The organism is Legionella parisiensis, from assembly GCF_001467945.1.
GTDB classification, from domain to species: Bacteria; Pseudomonadota; Gammaproteobacteria; order Legionellales; family Legionellaceae; genus Legionella; species Legionella parisiensis.
The window spans coordinates 1,369,238-1,388,256 of the sequence record NZ_LNYQ01000013.1; the positions used below are offsets into that span (position 1 = coordinate 1,369,238).

Genomic DNA, 19,019 nt, shown 5'->3' on the forward strand with positions numbered 1-19,019 from the left:
ATTAATTGTTTATCAATCTTGTTCGATACTTTTAGAATTACTCTCAATTAGCGTACTGCTCCAATTTGTCTTTTTTCTAATAACAAGCCCTGAAGCATACAAAACAACCCCAGTAAGGATAAGCGATAATGTCCGAATAATTGTTGGACTTGATGAGGCATCATAAAGTAGCGCTTTTCCTGCAGCAAAAAACAAAACAATAAGCACTGATTTTGCAATAAGTACATCATTGCGCAGTGTTGAAACGCGCAGGATGATAAGAACATACGTAAGCCAGGAAGCAGATACAGCCAAGGTACTGTATTCAGTAGCCAGTTGATAAAGACTCATGATCGCAAGAAGATGCGCTGCGGCCAGTAAAGCATAATAATATTCTTCTCTATAAGATAACTCCTGGCGATTTTGTATTATTAAATACCAAATGCTGGCAAAAGAAGCCCCAGCCACTACAGGCCAAGACAATCCACTGCCAGTCACTAAGTGGCCTAATATACTTAGATATTCAATACCTAAAATAGCAAAGACCGCCACAAATGGGATTAAAAATGGGATGCTCCATTGAATTAATTTAATTTTTTCATGGAAGGAGGCGTAAGCAAAAACAATCACTGCAAAAAGCCATGGCCTTAAACTTAGAGGTAAAAGACCAAGATAAATGGAATGGAAACAAACAAGTGTTACGAAGGTGAGCAGTACGTTAAGGCTATTAAAACGACGATCAGGAAACCATCTTTTAGCTGAGTAATAGAGTCCAACTAAAAGGGCTGCTGATGCTAAGGAAACACATGAAGCTAGGGTATGATCAATACGACTGAGATAATAATACTCCATTGCATAGAAAATTAATAATACTGGAAACAGGCTCCATGACTCTTTCTCAGTGAGCTGTTTTTTGGTCAATTGTGTAAAAAATAGAGTGCCAATTGAGAAAATTAGAAAATTAATAGCAAGAACAGTAGCGATTAACACATCTTGATTCAACTCTAGTCCTACTATTGCAGTTATTGATATTGCTAAGTAAGCTGAAATCATTGTTAATGTTCGCGACTCCACCCAAATAGCAAGTGTTGCAAAATTCAAAGAACAAATAGTGAAATAATACAAAGAAAAAATAGCATTATTTTCAACACCTGCAACAATAGGGGCTAAATATGCCCCTAATGCAGCCACAATCGCATAAATATCGTGTTTAAACCGTAAATAGAACCAAATCGAAACTCCTGAAATAATGGTCGATATGGCAATGACTGTTTGAAATGAAATCAGTAAATAATATTGATATGCGGCATAACAGGTAAAATAAAGTACTATTGCTCCAGCAGCTGGTAAAAAGCAGGCATATATTCTATCTGAGTTGGAAATTGCAATTCCTGCAGTAAATAAAGCCATTCCAAATAATGTCGCTACACCAAGTTGTTTTTCATGAGTTAACCATCCAGACTCAATTGATAATTTGACAATGAAGCATGCTGCCAGAATAAAGCAAACTGAGGCAACAAATCCTAACCAATTACCTGACATAGGCTTGGATATTGATTTATCAGTATTTTTTTTGTTTGTAATTGATTTAGATTGTTCTTGCACTGCCGGTGATACGATGCCATTAATTTTTTCAACTAGAGACATTCGTACTTCTAATGCGTGTACGCTTTTTTCAATATCAATCGATTTCAAGAAAGTGCCCTATATATCAAAATATGGATAATTTTACACCATCTTGCCCATTTATTGCGAGAGTTCTTTCAAAATAATTGTAAAATTTTTCATTTCAAAGGAGATTGAGCACCACAAAATGAAGCCTGGGTGCTGCAACTAAATCGTTGACACATCGCTGAGAAACCTGTCCAGTCCTATTCCTATATAGCGATTTTGTCCATGAGACGTGGCCAGGAATATGGGATAAGTAACAGGCATACATTAGAGGTGTCGTAATATTCCTTTTCAAGGAACCTCAATTTAATTAGTAAGTATATGCCGGAACCTCGGAGTGTAGGAAAATTGAACATGATTGTTCCCTAAGCTGGCTCCCTCAGACCCAGATTGATATGTAATGCGATAATTAACCCGTTATTATTTAAGCTGGTCTTCAAGCCAAAATTTTAATAATGCAGTTACTGCTTGGGGTTGCTCAACATGTGACATATGTCCACAATCTTCAATAATTGCTAATTTTGCTGAAGGAATGTCAGATTTCATTGATTGCTGTGTCTCCAACGTAAAAGCACTATCTTGCCTGCCATAAATAATTAATGTTGGACATTCTATTTTATAAAGTTGCAATGTTGTTGGTTGACTGTTTAACATTGCTTTGGTTTGATTCAAGAATCCTTGCCGGGGAAACTTTGCTTGTCCTTCAATAAGAGTGCTCATTAAAATTCTGTCCTTGCTGCGAGAGGGAAGAACACTGGCTGCATTGACTTCACTGAGTAAATGCTCAAGACGGTCATTTTCAATTTCATGCTGCCACTGTTCAAAATATTGGCGTTTCTCTTGATCTAAATCACCTGTCCAGCTACCCATAATAATCAAATGAGAGACTCTATGAGGTGCTTTTATTGCAGCGAGTTGTGCTACCCATCCTCCCAAAGAATGCCCACAGATACTAAATTTTTCTGGTGCATCTTTAAGAAGTTGTTCTGTCATTTTTTCTATGGTTTCAGCGTCCGGAAAATATTTGACACTAATATCGGCGATATCAGCAAGGTGCTCGCTTTGATGTTTCCATAACAGCTCTGTTCCACCCCACCCTGGAACGATAATAAGATTGTGTTTCATGGTTACTCCTTAGGTAAAACAATTTCATGACAGGCATAACCGCCATCAACTCTTAGTGTTGAGCCCGTCATATAACTTGATGCATTTGATGCAAGCAGTAATATAGCTCCAGCTAACTCTTGAGGATCTGCCGCCCGTTGTACTGGAATTGCTTTACGCCATTTTTCCCCTTCAGGACCTTCCAGAATTTGTCTTACCATTTCAGTGGACATCCAACCTGGTGCAAGACAATTGACGCGAATCTGGTACCCCAATAATTCGGCAGCCATGTTACGAGTTAAATGTTCAACACCAGCTTTTGAAGTGCCATAATGGACACGATTAAGCTGAGCGTGATCCCCACATGCCGAAGAAATATTAACAATGTTGCCTTTTATTTTATTTTTCACCATATGTCTGGCAACCTCTGTTGACATCAGCCATGTTCCTTTCAGATTTGTATTGAGTACTTTGTCCCAATCATCTTCTTCGATTTCGAATAAAGGTTTATCAGCTCCTAATATACCTGCACAGTTCACTAATATATCTATAGTTCCATAAGTTGTTTCAATTTCAGCGATGGTTTTTAAAATTTGCGCTTTGTTGGTTACGTCGCAAACCAAGGCTAAACATGATTTTCCCTGGTGTTCCATATCCTTTGCCAGCAAATTAATTGCTGACTTATTCGTATCGATCATGACTATCTTAGCACCCACTTGAGATAGAATATCAATAATAACTCGTGCTAAACCACCAGCAGCTCCTGTAACTATAGCTATTTTTTTGTCTAATGCGTACAGATTTCCAATGTCCATATTTGCTCCTCCCTAGAAACCCAGTGATAAGATCATTACTGCAATATCTTTTTTAGGGAACTCATTATTGTATATTTTGAGGTAGATTATAGAAGAAAAGGTGTTTTTAAAAAACAAATTAAGATATTCCTATAATTTTCCACCCGTTAGTAGGAGTAAAAGTAGGTTGTGTTGTAAACACATAGATCCCCCCCTTGGGATCAATTGCAAATAAAGGAGAACTTCCTATATTGAGGTACTGTTCGTATGAAAACTGCCCTGTTATTGCAGTGGTTTTAATTTTGCATCCTAGATTCAATAAATTTTCTATGCATTGATAAGTCACATTTTTTTTGAAAATATTTCTACCACTGTGTTTAAAACTAAATTTTTCTTCCCTTTGTCCCTCTTGAGGAAGGACTGTTTGAATGGCAAAAATTTCCCGTTCTGGAAAAAAATAGCGGTAATGTTTCGCTGCAAGAATATTTAACTGCAAATAAGGCGTAAGAATTAACAGGTGTTTGATTTTGAGTAAATCAAGTTTGTTTTCAACATGTTGAGAAATTGGATTTCCCCAAATTGTTGTCAAACCTTTCATTTTGGCGTCACTAAGAGCTGAGCGATCTTCATCGACAAGACATACGTAAAAATTGTTTTCTTGTAATTGTTTTGCGATTGCTCGAGCGACTCTATTTGCGCCAATGATCAGAAAACCTTGAGGCTCAGGTTCTGCAACCTTTAATTTTAGAGCGATTTTCTTCGCTGTAAGACTTTGTAAGGTAATGGTGCCAATGATCATAAAAAATGTTAAAGGAACCAGCATTGATGCTTCAGAAAAACCTAAGCTGCCTAATCGCATGGCAAATAAAGCAGATATAGCTGCAGCAATAATACCTCGAGGTGCAATCCAGGCAATCATATGACGCTCAGGCATAGTTAATGAAGAGCCTAAAGTGGAAAAATAAACATTTAGAGGTCGAATTATAAATTGTATTACTAAAAACAATAAAAGTGCGGGATACCCTAAGGCAATAAATGAGGGTAAATCAATTCGTGCAGCTAAGATGATAAATAAGAGAGATAAAAGGACTAAACTCAAATTTTCCTTGAAATTCAGGATATCGTCTAACTGAATACCTTTAATATTAGCTAATGTCAGCCCCATCACAGTCACAGCAAATAAACCGGATTCGGAAAGATAGTTAGAGAGTGCAAAAATAATGCTAATAGTGCTTAACACAGCAAAGTTTTGTAGGTATTGGGGAATCCAGTATTTTTTTAATGCGACTCCTATAACCAGAGCGCCTATAATACCTAAGAAGATGCCACTTAAAATTATTTTTCCAAAAATAATGGCACCAGAGATAAAACCATCGGACAATGTATTTGAAATAATAAATTCGAAGACTAAAACTGCTAAAATAGCACCTATAGGATCAATTAAAATTCCTTCCCATCGTAAAACGTTAGCAACATTTGCATTCGGTCGCAAAATTCTCAGCATGGGTGCAATTACTGTGGGGCCAGTGACTACCATGAGTGAAGCAAAGAGGAATGAAATATCCCATGAGAATTTAATTAAAAGATGGGTTGCAACAGCCACGCATAAAAATGTAATGAGTGCCCCTACACTAATTAGATTACGGATTACACCGCCTATACCCCTGATTTTAGAAAACTTTAAAGTTATACTGCCTTCAAACAGGATGACGGCGACTGAAAAAGAGACAAAAGGAGAAAGTATTCCACTTAATTGGTCATCAGGTTTAAGCCAATGCATTATTGGACCGAAAAAAATTCCGCTAAGAAGTAAAAAAATTATTGCAGGTAATTTTAAGTGTGAAGCAACCCATTGGCATATAAAGCCTGTGAGCAAAATTAAAGAGAATATAAGAAGAATTTGTTCGGACATGATTTTCTATCCCTGCCTCATTTTGCATGACTAAATTGTCGACAAAAATTAACTACTTACTCTTCTATTATTAATTATACTACTAATGGGAAATAACTAGGGTTTACATTATGTATTATTGAAAATCAGTGCTCTGCAGAGAGTTTAATGTTGAATTATCGAACAAAAAGAAGAAAACTCGCCAATAATTATGTTGGGCATTAGTTGGACAAAAATGTGATACACTATTATATGAAGAACTCTAAAACTGAGTTTTGAGGAAAAATGCTGAGGAATGACTGTGAAGTTACAAGTTAAAGAAATATTTTACCTTTTATCTGCTATGAAAGATGTTGCTACAGCTCAGGGCAAACAGTCATTAACAACCTTACAACAATATTCTCTAAAGGCTGTATACGCTCATGTTTTTGGACACAAAGATGAATTGCAATTCACACAGCTCCCAGAATCTCCGCTTTTGAGTTTTACCCAGGTCTTTCCTAATGCAATAAAGGCAGAATACCTATTGCGTTTTCTCGTAGTCACCGCATTGATGGATAGAACAATTGACGGCGAGAAAATTAAAACTGTTTTTGAGTATGCTAAGGCAGCCAATATTAATCCGCATTATCTGAACCAGTTAAAGAAAACTTTAGAAGGAGATTTTCAGTGGCTTATTAAAGATATTATGCGCAGAAATATTGAAAGCTTTGATATTTTTCCAGATCTTGAAGATGAAAAAGATATTGATAATTGGCTTTTTCCTTATCGTGGCGACAAAAAAAATCTACAACTTGCACAACGTTATGAAAGCCTTCGCCATTTACCTAAAGAAAGTTTTGGGTACCATATTTGGATGCAATTTAAAAAGAATAATTACAAATTTCCAGGAGAAGAGGAAGGTGCCAATTATCAATTTATAATGCCCCATGACTCCCTTCATGTCCTAAGTGAATACGATACAAGCCCATACGGTGAACTCTTGGTTTCTGTATTTACCTCAACAACCCTTGGGAAAAATTCAATTGAGGGTCATGTTATTCCCGTTATTTATTCGTTTTATTTAGGCATTAAAATCAATGAACTTGCAGGCTCCGCCCAGGTGGTGATTGATCCCTATGAGTTCTGGGATGCTTGGTATCGAGGTTCGCAAATGCAAATTAATTTATATTCTAAGGGATGGAATATTTGGGATGTTGCTGAAACACCTCTTACTACATTAAGGGAGCTTTATCATGTTTTACCTAAAGCCAAAGCAGTCAAAAGTTAAATATATTAGAAGCTTATGAATTGAGAAGGAAATAAAGTTATTTAGCATATAATATCGCTCATAAATTGGTCCGATTTCCATAAGCTTATGCCTAGTCTCAACTCCATATACAGGAAGATTATCTGAGTCTGTCAAGCCTGATTGCACCAAAACAGATGCTTGGTTCCCATAAATAATGTTCACTAGCAATTTTCTGCTCTTGAAAGGCGACTATTGCTACTAGAGCAATTTCAACACGTTTTCCTGAGGGCTCAATGCCTTTAGGAGCCAATCGATGCGAAATGAATGGGCTTATAAACAATCTGATTCGTTCCTATAGCCCTTGATACAACATTTTATCATTCATAATTCATATTGTGTTATAATTCACCCAATTGTTTTGTGTAAAGGCAAATAAGAGTTTGTTATGAGAAAAATTTGTAATTTAAAGCAGTCCTCAAAAACCAAATTAGGGGCTTGTTATGGATATAGCTTCTTTTGGGCTAAAGGAAAATTAACTCTTCCTAAGAGTAATGGGGTGATGAGAAAAGAGCTTCCACTAACTGAAGCGATTGAATGTGCTCAATGGTGTCAATTTATACCTTCCAAAAAGAGTGAGTGGATTGCCAATGTTTATATGGATTGGAGCAAGTATGAAATAATAAAAGATATGCAGGAAATGCTGGTAAATAATGGCGATGCTGTAATCTTGAAATATTTTGGACTAGTTGCTGGTCATGCTCTTTCAATAAAAAAAATTGATGAGGGTATCTATCAATACTTCGATTGTAATGATGGTATTTATGAGTTTAATGATGAAGAATTTCCTGAAATCATGAAGAAAATTTCATTCGGTACATATGGTAAATTCTTTTATGGATTTGGATTGGAGAAAGTCTCAGCTGATGCGGATTATGAACCAAGCATTATAAAAAATCTCTTCGCAGAAGCCTTTCTTTTTTGCGCAAAAATTCTTACTTCGCCGATCGGAGCATGGCGATTGGCATTTACCCTTTATGAGTTTTTGGAGGGGCAATGCGATAAATTAATTAAAGGATTATCAGATTTTATCTCGACCAAGCAAGACAACTACAATAAAGAAACCTTTGCACCATAGTATAAGAGAATCCTCAATTCTTTTTGTCATGTACTCAGTAATAAATCTTTGGGCATACTCTTTATCTTTATTAAATGCCTCATTAATAAAGTTTGAAATTAGGGCATCGTATAAAAAGATATGATTAATGCTGGGTTACTTATCCTGTTGTCCGCAACGATGGGAGAAATGGGCAGGCACGGAATTTATGTCAAAAAAAGTTGATGACTTGTTGTGCTCGTTTTGATGTCAGCAAGCAGGGGGGGGTTATAAAATGCCTTGTAAAATGTTTTACCACAGCTTGCCAATAAAATTGCAAAGGCTCATGATAACGATTTTGGTGAACAGGAAGAAGTTGTTGTTGCTGGAAACAGCAAGTCCAATTTTTGGTGTTCGCTCAATAAATGATTTGAAGTTAACATCCAATGTACCCTCTCCGTATTCAGTATAGAGCTAAATTAGGAGAGGGAATTATAAAACTCTTATTCTTTTGAGAGGGTAAATAAGCTTCGTGGTGATGGATCTTCAATACCTATCCCGGATTTATACCTGTTGAATAAAGTAGATCTATTGCCACTTACCACATGGATTTTTTTCTGGACATCTTCCATCGGTGATTCGATATCTTTATTCATCGAGAAACAGGCTCCTGCATAATGCATGACTGAATCATCACTGCTGACTTTAGGGGGAATTCCCACAAGGGCTTCATTTCCTGGAAAAGACAATGAATCACCACAAATGTGTGTGGCAACATGTTCTTCTGGTTGTGCTGCTAAGGGGGCGCCAAGGCAGGTATTAATTTCAATAGTTCTTCCATGCACATTGATTGTTTCTGTTTTAGCTGTATGACCTATTAATATAGCATACTCGCGATCATCGGGATTACTGAATTGATCAAGCGTGGAAGGAAAATTTATAAGGTTAATTTTTTTAATTTGCGGCAAATCAAGTGTTGCCAACGTTTCTTCCAGTGCCTCATGAAAAATACGTTCCATTGGATATAATAACTCCTGAATTGCGAATGCACCTAAACTCATTCCTTTAATCGTAAGCATTCCCTCTTTGCTTAAACTGAGGTCAGCAAGCAGTAATAACTGATGGAGATTTTGCTTTAAACGGTTTTTATAAGCATCGGGATAAAAAACACCTTTGCCGAATACAGGATTATCAAAGGTAATTGTTTTGGCCCGGTGATTATTCGATAGCGCATTGTCTTCACCATAAATAGAAGAAAGAACAGAGGCGAATCCAGGTTGTTGCACTGCTAAAGCTTGGCGCCCCCTAAAATGCATTGCTTCACTGTTTGAACTCTCAAAACGGACACAAGCTAATACATCATATTGCAGGCTCAAACAATTACGGAACTCTGGTGCTGCAATATAACTTACAGAAACAGGGTAGGGGTGGGCATTATCCCATTCATCAAACAGATTTCCTCCTTGTAAATTAAGCCCATGAAGTATAGGTGAGAATTCTGTTCGTTTTCCATTTGATAGAGGTAAAAAATATGCACGAGGTACAATCAAGGGACTGACCGTAGCTTCTTCCAAGGATAAGTACTCTTTATAGAGTAAATCATCCTCAGCCGTACCAATTGTTTCCAACATCTTACGGGATGAACTGTATTTTTCTTTTTTTCGTTGATATGCCTCAGCAAACTCAGCAGTGTGATCACGAGGAACTACTAATCGACCATCAGAATAGATTGCTTTAAATTTTTTAGCAACTAAGCGATGTAAAAATCGACCATAATCCATCTCTTTATACAAATTACCAAGAGGAGTATTTTCTTTCTGTTTCGCTAAAAAAAATTGTTTTAGGACTGTATTATGATTTTCAAGGATATAAAACTTATTTGATTCATGAAGCTGTTGAATCAATTCTAATTCTTCGCCTTCAATATGCATGGCTTTTAGTTCCTTTCTTGTTAAGGAGTTTTGCATAATTGGAGCGAAAGGATGTTGAATCGGTGAAAAAGGGAATAGCCTTTGTATCGATTTGGGAATCGCTTTTGTCATTGTGAGATTTTTTGACATTTTATTCCTTAGCGATATAACCCTTCCTAATTTAGTGAACATAAATCTTATCCCTCTATTGCATGAAAACCAGTTTTGGGAATTACTTTAACACAGTGGCTTTTTTATGTAAAAAAGCCTTGTGAAGACAAGGCTTTTAGCAACAATTAGAGTGATTAAATCAAAGCAAGTTTTTGATTTTCTTCCTGTTTAACAACACATTGCTCTAAACCAGTTTGGCAAATCAGATCTTTATTTTTTCTAATTACCGATTCAGTTAAATAATTCAACGCACAAGGAACCTCACCATTTTTTATCTTATCCAAAGTTAATGATGGATCCTTTTCAAATAATGGGGCAAGAAAGATTAATGCCTCAATATTCGAGATATTTATCGTAAGCACCCCACCACTTTTAGCGGGCAATTCAATAGTAAAACCCTCTTCATGAGCTGTAATACAACTATAAGTTTTAGGAGCTACTTCACTTGCTATATTAACCCATAAATCTCGTTCACAAGGGGGAAAATTCACTAATGCAGCCTGTTCTTTCAATATGCTTTTATACTTCTTATATAGCTCAGCTGCTTTGGCATCTTTCAGATCTTTGGGATCCTGACTATCTAGGACGTAGGTAACAAAATCGTCGAAAGCAATTACTTTATCAATTTCTAATTGTTGATATTTTTTCATTATCTCTACTGGGATAATGCTGAGTGCCGGTATCGATGATTCAGGTGTATCAAAACGTTTCGCTTGTCTTAAATCATCAAGCTGAATAACACCGGGTTCTTTTTGGCTGATAACAATACAATGATTTATAGGCGCAGGAAGAAGAGGAACTATAGTTTCGCTTTGATACGAAAATATAGAAGTACCACGCTCTTCCCCATCAAAAGGGTCATCATATTCCACATCCCATGCTATTTTGCTGCAGAACTTTTTTGTTATGCTGATTAATGAAATTTTTTCGAATTTTGATTTTTTCGCTGCATCAAGTCCAAAGCCAAGAGCTACACTGGGACAATAGGTAAATGAGTGAGCTGCTTTTGTGTTTCCTTTAAATAGGGAATAACCCTGGACATGCGACTCGATAATTTCCTTTTTCTCAGAAGGACTCAAATCGTCCAAACATGTATATCCTTTAGCTTTCAGAAAACGAGCAAGTAAAGGACGCATTGCCTTTATTCCTAAGCCAGGGCGATCTAAACAACCAAGAAAATGCTCAACGGAGATCCCTCTATATATTGTAGGTTCAGTTACCTCAACCAATTTGATATTATGTTTCTGCTTAAATAGTTGTAAAGCGGTGACATTGTGTGAGTCATAAGCGTTTCCAATAATTTTAACAACATTTTTTAGACCACCGCGACGGGCGAAAAGGGAAACAGTTTCACATAAACCATATATCTTATTATACATCTTAAATACCTCTTGAGTAAAAATTTGCAATCCTTTTCTAGATATCCAAATAATTCTCAATCGCACGCTCAAACATTTGTGCAGTCAGTATATTAAATAAACATTAAGGAAAAATTAAATTAATTTATTAATATATAAATAAATTTTGCGTATCATTTAATTTTGATTCCCATTTTTTCCGAATAAACTATTAATTATCTTTAGCATAGGGTTGCGTTAATTAGGGTAATGCGCTATGCACGTAGCCCCGCTGGATAGCAAAAAAAGCCTTGAACAGACCCAAGGCTTTTAGAAGTTAGAATGACTTAAGATTTATTTAACTTAGGGTAAGTATTCGACTTTGCTCTTCATCAACACATCGCTCTAAACCAGTTTCACAAATTAAATCCTTATTGTTTCTGATTACCGACTCAGTTAAATAATTCAAAGCGCAAGGAACTTCACCATTTTTTATCGTATCTAATGTTAATGATGGATCCTTTTCAAATAATGGAGCAAGGCAGATCGTCGCCTCAATATCAGAGACATTTATTACAAATATCCCCCCACTTTTTGCGGGCAATTCAATAATAAATCCATCTTCATGAGCCGTAATACAACTATAAGTTTTAGGAGCTACTTCACTTGCTATATTAATCCATAAATCTCGCTCAAAAAGCGGTAAACACACTAATACAGCTTGTTCTTTTGAGATACTTCTGTACTGTTCATATAAATCAGCTGCTTTTAAAGCTTTTATATCCTTGGGATCTTTACTTTTGAGGACGTATGAAACAAAGTCATCATAAGCAATTACTTTATCAATTTCTAAGCGCTGATATTTTTTCATCGTTTCTTCAGGGATAATACTGAAATCCACTATCGATGATTCAGGGGCATCAAAACGTTTTGCTTGCCTTAACTCATCAAGATGAATCATATTGGATGCTTTTTGATTGACAACAACACAATGATTCAGGGTAAGTAGAAAAGGAACCATCGTCTCGTATTGATATGAATATGGAGAAGTACCATATTGTACACCGTCCAAAGCTTCATCATATTCCACATCCCATTTGTTATAGACATTGCATGCGGCACCGACGAGTGAAATGCCTGGGAAATTTGATTTTTTTGCTGCATCAAGTCCATAACCAAGAGCTACACTAGGACAATAGCTAAATGAATGAGCTACTTTTGTATTTCCCTTAATCAAGGAGTATCCTTTAACATGTGCGTCAGTAATCTCCTTTTTCTCGGAAGCACTGAAATCTTCCATGCAGGTATATCCTTTAGCTTTCATAAGGCGGGCAAAGCCAGGACGCATTGTGGTTGCCCCTAATCCAGGATAACCAAAAGAGCCAAGAAAATGCTCAACTGAGGTTCCCCTAAATATGATTGGAACAGTTGCTTCAACCAATTTGATACTATGTCTTTGCTTGAATTGTTCCAAAGCGGCAATATTGTGTGAGTCCCAAGCAGTTCCAGTAATTCGCACACTACCTATAGCCCTACGACTAGCATATGAAAACCCAAATCTTTCTAACAAACTCTGCATCTTAAAAAACCTCTTCAAAAATTAGCAATTCTTTCTTGATCCTCCATTTATGTTCAAATAACATGCATCTAATCAAGAAAATTGTTCATTCAGTTTATTAAATAAACATTAAAGAAAAATTAAAATACGCCATAAAATTTTTAATAGGATGTATAAATAAATTTATAGGTAGACCTAAAGACGCTTATCAATATGTTATTGATTGTCTTTAGAATGGGGAAAGCAACTGTGTTGTTTATCTCGATCTAAAAAAAAAGCCTTGAAAAAGATTCACGGCTTTTGGCATAGATTGGAATGACTTAAGTTATTTAGCTTAAGTTAACCATTCGCTGTTGCTCCTCTTCAATACATTGTTCCAAACCAGTTCGGCAAACTAGCTCCTTATTTTTTCTAATTACTGACTCAGTTAAATAATTCAAAGCACAAGGAACGGCACCATTTTTCACTTGCTCTAAAGTTAGGAAGGGATCCGCTTCAAATAATGGAGAAAGGCAAAGTATTGCTTCAATATTAGAGATATTTACAATAGATACGCCGCCACTTTTTGTAGGCAACTCGATAGTAAATCCATCTGTATGAGCAGAAATACAGCTGTAAGATTTAGGAGCTACTTCGCTGGCTATGTTAACCCATAGATCTCTTGAACAAAAAGATGCATCGATTAATGCAACTTGTTCATTTTGGATGCTTTTATACTTTTCATATAATTCAATCGCTTTTTGATCCGCTTGATTATTGTTTTCGGATACATAAGTGACAAAATCATCATATGCAATTACTTTATCAATTTCTAATTGCTCATATTTCTTTATTTTTTCCGCTGGGATAATACTTAGATCGAGTATCGATTGCTCTGAGACATCAAAGCGTTTTGCTTGTCTTAAGTCATCCAGGTGAATAAAACCTGATTTTTTTTGGTTGAGAACGATACAATGATTTATAGGCAAAAGAAGATGAGGAACCACGGTCTCGTTTTGATACGAAAAGCAAGATGTACCAAATTCTTCACCATCCAAAGCTATATCATATTCAACATCCCATGCTGTTTTGCTGCAGATTTTTCTTGCCACACTGATTATTGACATTTCTGGAAAATTAGAATTTTTTGCAGCATCAATTCCAAAGCAAAGTGCTACGCTTGGGGAATAGGTAAATGAATGAACTACTTTTGTATTGCCCTTAGTCAGAGAGTAACCATTAACATGCGAATCAATAATCTCTTTTTTCTCGGCAGAACTCAAATCATCCAAACATGTATATCCTTTAGATTTTAGATAACGAGCAAAGCTAGGACGCATTGTAGTTATTCCTAGACCTGAGCGATCTAAAGACCCAAGATAATGCTCAACTGATACACCTCTATATATTGTCGGTTCGGATACCTCCATAAATTTAAAATTATGTTTCAACTTAAATTTTTGTAAATCTGCAACAGTATAAGAGTCATATCCTACAACACGAACCCCATTTTGAACGGTGCGACGAGCAAATAAGGAAAGCCCCTTTTCAAATAAACCATACATCTTAAAAACCCTCTTGAATAAAAATTTGCAATCCTTTTTCGAATCTCCAGTCATGTTCAAATTAAATACAAGATTTGAACCATTTAGTGTGGTTAGTTTATAAAATGGGTATTAATGAAAAATTAAAGTGAGGCAGGAAATTTTTTTGAAGGTTATAAATAAATTTATAGGTAATGCTTAGTACTCGCTGATTAACTTGTAGAATAAGACTAATAGTTGGGGAAGGAGCCATGGAAGGTACTGATAAAAGTGATAACATCAATTACTTTACATAGCTGTTTATAAAGTGGTTCAAGGAATTTGATATGCCCAGCTTTATGATATCGTTCGGGATATTGGAATACATGGACTCATTTATAAGCACCGCAATAAACAGAACCTATCTTCATTTTGTGGACAATTTTCTCAATTGTTTCCCATTCTCCTGTAACATATGCCTTTTCCGGCGTTTTAATTCCTTTGGACATTTCTTGTTCAATCATAAACTTTAAATGCCCTCATCTTCTTTTTTTGAAAAGTATAGAATATATACTTAAAAATTTAAGCTATTGATTGTACTGTTGTCCTGAGAATCTTTCCCTATAAAGTATGCCTGCTGCTAATTCTTCATAAAGGCTGATAACACTTATTAACTGTTCTAATTTGCTGATGGTTAGTCTATAGTCTTGTTGGTTGATTTCAATCCTACTGTATAACAAGTCATTGTGGCTAATAAGGCCTTTGCGATAAAGTTCCTGTTGTAATTGATATTTTTTCTTTAATGATGCCAAAGAGAGGGCGTCTTCATGGTATTTCGCCATAAACTTTTGATTGGCAGCGATACCATTTGCAATCAAACGCAATGCATTTTGGAGGATATTATTATATTCTGCCAGACTCCTATTAAAAACAGCTTTACTGGTCATTATTTGTCCAAATAAAGCAGGTGACAAGTTAAATGTTGCATAAATATCGCCATAAGATGCTGAATGCTTTGGATTATTAAATGTGCCATTTAAACTTGCTCGTCCCCAAAAATAATCTAGGGTTACAGCTGGAAATAATTGTGCTTCTGCAATGTTGATTCCGCTACATGCCGCAAGAAGAGACGTTACAGCAACCATTACATCCGGGCGACGGAGAATAACTTGAGTATTAATTTTCTTTAGTGGTATTGCCTTACTTGGTATGTTAATAAATGATTCATTTGATTTTATTTCTCCTGGCGGCTTATTAATTAAATAACGTAGTGCATTTTCGCTTGCGATGATATTGTTTTGTACTTGTTTTTGCTGCCCAAGAATGCTTTGTAATTGGCTTGTTAAAGTTAACAATTGTAGATTATTTGCTAGTCCCTGTTTTTTTGCTATTTCTAAAGCTGCTAAAAGTTCTTTATATTCTTGCTCAATTTGCTTTAGTAGCGATAATTGGTGACTCCATGCAAGGAGAGAAAAATAGCTACTTATTACTTCGCCAATAACAGTCAAGCGAACGCCAAGATAATATGCTTTGGAACGTTCCAGGATAAATTCTGCTTTTTTTTGCTGAAAATAAAGCGCAACAAAATTTTGGTAATAACTGGGAAGAACTCCATAAAATACCCCAGGATTTCCTAAAGCAGGATTTTGGGCGAACCCCATTAAAAGATTCAAGCCAGGAAGCCAATTTAAACGAATCGTTTGTAACTCAGCCTGTGCAACACGAATAGATTGCTTTGCTATCATGACATTATTATTGTAAAGAAGGGCTTGCTCTACAAACTGATTGAGAAGAGGGTCTCTAAAATCTTCCCACCAAGCTTGATAAGGAAGTCTATTTAATGCATCATTGCTGGAGTCTTTCAGATATTTAGGAATATAAATTGACGTGGGTCGTGAATTTTTTGCGCTTGGCATGCATGCTACTAGCGCACTTGTCATGACTAAAACAATTAGCGTTGTCAGGCTGCGCAATTAAAAGGATCCGTAAAAATAACATGACTAATATTGAAAAATGGTAACACAAAAGATTCGAAAGTTAAAACCTTATACAGTTTTGATTTTCCTGGCCATATTCGCAGTTTTATATTATTTTTTCTCTTTTTTAATTCCATTTACTAATAATGCTTTTGTGGTTGCTAATGTTCGCCCTGTAGCGGCCATTGTCAGTGGCTATATTACTGATCTATATGTTAAAAATGAACAATCTGTTCATAAAGGGCAGCCTTTATTTACTGTTTTCCAAGAACCTTATCAGCTCACTTATAATAAGCTAGTTGAAGAGGTGCATACTGCAAAAGCAGATCTTCAAAGCTTACAATATCAGCTACAAAAAGAGAAACAATTACTGATACAATACACGCAAGAATACAACAGAATTCACTTAAATTTTATTCGTAATAAAGCAGTTTTAAAATCAGGAGCAATTTCTGAAATTAATGTCAAAGATTTACAATATGGGGATATTGGTAGTTTAGCCAAAGTGAACATGCAAAAACAGCAAATTAACCTGGTTGAAAAAAATATTCAGAGCCTTCAGCACAAAATTAAAGCGTTGATTTATAAAACGCGTTATGCCAAAGTTAATTTAGAACAAACAACTGTTTATGCCCAAAGTAATGGCCGCATTCAAAATATGTTCTTATCTTTGGGAACACCCATAGAAATTAATAAACCCATATTTTCTTTTGTTGATACTGAGAGTCTTTACATTCAGGCCAATTTTACTGAGCTCGATTTGCGTATGGTAAGAACTGGCAATAAAGTCTACATTATTCCTCGAATGTACTTTGGCACCAAACTATACCATGGAACAGTGATATCTGGCGCTTGGGCTGCTAATCGACAAATTACCAACGCCAAGACTCAGCTACAAACTGTAACCAATGATACCAATAACTGGGTGCTTTTGCCTCAGCGTTTTCCTGTACAGATTAAAATTACTGACTATGACCCCCAACATTATCCTCTGCCCATTGGAGCGACGTGTTATGTCATTATCCAGGTATAATTTCCCCATAGAAATGACACGCCAGAAAACAATAATGGCTGCACGTATGGTCATTGGTACCATCATTAGTTTTATCATTACAACATATTTTACTCTTGTTGAGCCAACTTGGGTTTATATTTCTTTATTCATTATTTTGTTTGAACAACATACTATTGGCGCTTCATTGACTCGTTGTTCCATGCGTGCGTTCGCGACGATTACTAGTGCGTTATATAGTCTTATTATTATTTTTCTTTTTCATAATAATTATCTTATGAATCTTATTGGATTTGTGATTGGGATTTTTTTATATACCTATTTATTTTTAGGAACCAAAAAAAGTTACATTGGAATCTTGGGTTGCGTAACACTGGCAATTTGCCTCATTAATTATAATAATTTTTCATATGTGTTTATACGTCCTGCCAATGTGATTATTGGTATATTAATAGGCTTCTTCACTCTACGATTTTTTTTCCCAAGCCGAGCCACAAAAATGCTCATTTTAGAAATGCAGGAATTTCTAACCGAATATGCAACTTTATCTATGTACCTTGCAAACATAGAGGATTCAACAACAGAATTGCCCGACAGGCTAACTCAGTGTGAAACGAATATTTTAGCGCTTATCCCTCATTTTCAAACACTAATTAGTGAGGCGCAGGTTGAAATCGGCAAGGATTCTGGATTTACCCATGTTGCGGCTGATATTTTACAATCTTTCCGCCATATTTTTCGTTACTATGCCTCAATAATTGCTTTGATCCTTTACCGGGGAGTGACACTCAATGAAAAGGATAGGGAGCACTTTATATTTTTAAGTAACGCGATGACGCAGTTAAAAGACAATCTTTCTTACTTAAAGCATCCGTGCAATTTTGTTGCGGTTCCTGAAGTAATGCCTAAAAAGGATGAAACTCTATTATCTTTAATGCTTAGTTTACTTGTTGCAGAGTGGAGCTCCCTGGAAATTAAGATCAATAAATTAATACGAATGGCTAAAGTAGTTAAGTTAGAGTAAGGATGGCATTTGAAGCAATCACTATGTCAATACCATCACAATTTTATACCAAGTACCTAGGTAGATATACATTGCACTATTATTTGATGGTTCTTCTTTTTACTATGCATCATCTCTAGCTCTGAATCTTAACTAGAGAGAATTGAGAAAAATTTAATTAAACTTGTATGTATAGAACCGTCGATTTCTTCTTTATCCTCGATAGTTTCAGGTTCACACTGCTTTTGTTAACGCTCTTTAACCAATTTAAAATTTCTTTCACATTGTTGTACATTTTATTCTTTTGTATGTCCCATTACCCAGTCAGTAATTTTTTGTAATTTTATGCCAATAGTAAGTAGTCTTCCTGGAGGATTCGCAGCTTTTTCGAACATAATTCCTTGTACCTAAGCAGAGTGTTTAGTACCGTGTTTCTCAAGAGTCTTCAAGATAGAATAATCAGTATGTTTTGCTGTATCCACACTTAATTTTATTGACTTATACAGATACTCCTGAGTCTTTGGTGATACTTCTCGTGCAATTGTATCAGCAAAAAGATTAACTAGATGTGGTTGGTTCGTATTCTGAAAATTGGTTAAGAAAATTGTCTTTTTAAACTCATAGCAATAGCTCCTCTTTTGCCTTTTGCCAAAATCCAACCTCTAAGACCTAATCATTCAGTTCAATTTATTCCTGGTATAGGATTTAAATGAACAATATTTTATTAAACCAGTATTTTAAACTAATGAAACGCATTAAATGAAAAATTAAAACACATTTTTTGACG

14 protein-coding genes are annotated in these 19,019 nt (G+C 35.7%); 4 read left to right on the top strand and 10 right to left on the bottom strand.

What is annotated here, in order from left to right:
* Positions 1–12: 12 nt before the first annotated feature.
* From Lpar_RS12135 to Lpar_RS12150, 4 genes are all read right to left on the bottom strand, one after another.
* Positions 13–1,674 carry a DUF2339 domain-containing protein gene (locus tag Lpar_RS12135; RefSeq protein ID WP_058518174.1) on the bottom strand — a complete coding sequence of 554 codons (1,662 nt, stop codon included), beginning with the start codon at positions 1,672–1,674 and terminating at the stop codon, positions 13–15.
* 396 nt (positions 1,675–2,070) lie between these two features.
* Positions 2,071–2,775 (bottom strand): alpha/beta fold hydrolase, encoded by a 705-nt coding sequence (locus Lpar_RS12140; protein ID WP_058518175.1) that lies wholly within the window; start codon positions 2,773–2,775, stop codon positions 2,071–2,073.
* A gap of 2 nt (positions 2,776–2,777) precedes the next feature.
* Entirely contained in the window at positions 2,778–3,569 is a 792-nt protein-coding gene (locus tag Lpar_RS12145) for an SDR family NAD(P)-dependent oxidoreductase (RefSeq protein ID WP_058518176.1), read from the bottom strand.
* Between the two features lie 118 nt (positions 3,570–3,687).
* Positions 3,688–5,460: a cation:proton antiporter gene (locus Lpar_RS12150; protein ID WP_058518177.1), complete on the bottom strand. Its 1,773-nt coding sequence runs from the start codon at positions 5,458–5,460 to the stop codon at positions 3,688–3,690.
* Between the two features lie 280 nt (positions 5,461–5,740).
* Between Lpar_RS12150 and Lpar_RS12155 the strand changes: the two genes are divergently transcribed.
* Positions 5,741–6,709, top strand: a complete 969-nt coding sequence (locus tag Lpar_RS12155) for a hypothetical protein (RefSeq protein ID WP_058518178.1) — start codon at positions 5,741–5,743, stop codon at positions 6,707–6,709.
* A 406-nt stretch (positions 6,710–7,115) separates the two neighbouring features.
* The gene (locus tag Lpar_RS12165; protein ID WP_058518180.1) at positions 7,116–7,805 is read left to right on the top strand and encodes a hypothetical protein; all 690 of its coding nucleotides are present in this window, start codon (positions 7,116–7,118) and stop codon (positions 7,803–7,805) included.
* 461 nt (positions 7,806–8,266) lie between these two features.
* On the opposite strand, the gene Lpar_RS12170 is transcribed toward Lpar_RS12165, so the two are convergent.
* The 6 genes from Lpar_RS12170 to Lpar_RS12190 form a co-directional block, all read right to left on the bottom strand.
* Complete coding sequence (locus Lpar_RS12170) at positions 8,267–9,823, bottom strand: hypothetical protein (RefSeq protein ID WP_058518181.1); 1,557 nt, start codon at positions 9,821–9,823, stop codon at positions 8,267–8,269.
* 155 nt (positions 9,824–9,978) lie between these two features.
* Positions 9,979–11,223 carry a hypothetical protein gene (locus tag Lpar_RS12175; RefSeq protein ID WP_058518182.1) on the bottom strand — a complete coding sequence of 415 codons (1,245 nt, stop codon included), beginning with the start codon at positions 11,221–11,223 and terminating at the stop codon, positions 9,979–9,981.
* A gap of 316 nt (positions 11,224–11,539) precedes the next feature.
* Positions 11,540–12,760, bottom strand: coding sequence for a hypothetical protein (locus tag Lpar_RS12180; protein WP_058518183.1), 1,221 nt, complete (start codon positions 12,758–12,760; stop codon positions 11,540–11,542).
* A gap of 308 nt (positions 12,761–13,068) precedes the next feature.
* The gene (locus tag Lpar_RS12185) at positions 13,069–14,283 is read right to left on the bottom strand and encodes a hypothetical protein (protein ID WP_058518184.1); all 1,215 of its coding nucleotides are present in this window, start codon (positions 14,281–14,283) and stop codon (positions 13,069–13,071) included.
* A 350-nt stretch (positions 14,284–14,633) separates the two neighbouring features.
* On the bottom strand, positions 14,634–14,765 hold the full coding sequence (locus tag Lpar_RS19560; protein WP_272947095.1) for a hypothetical protein: 132 nt from the start codon (positions 14,763–14,765) through the stop codon (positions 14,634–14,636).
* A 63-nt stretch (positions 14,766–14,828) separates the two neighbouring features.
* The gene (locus Lpar_RS12190) at positions 14,829–16,157 is read right to left on the bottom strand and encodes a TolC family protein (protein ID WP_058519258.1); all 1,329 of its coding nucleotides are present in this window, start codon (positions 16,155–16,157) and stop codon (positions 14,829–14,831) included.
* A gap of 97 nt (positions 16,158–16,254) precedes the next feature.
* Between Lpar_RS12190 and Lpar_RS12195 the strand changes: the two genes are divergently transcribed.
* A complete protein-coding gene (locus Lpar_RS12195; protein WP_058518185.1) occupies positions 16,255–17,250 on the top strand; it encodes an HlyD family secretion protein in 996 nt (331 codons plus the stop codon).
* Complete coding sequence (locus Lpar_RS12200; RefSeq protein WP_172465768.1) at positions 17,231–18,253, top strand: FUSC family protein; 1,023 nt, start codon at positions 17,231–17,233, stop codon at positions 18,251–18,253. Before Lpar_RS12195 ends, Lpar_RS12200 begins: the two co-directional genes overlap by 20 nt.
* The last annotated feature ends 766 nt before the right edge of the window (positions 18,254–19,019 follow it).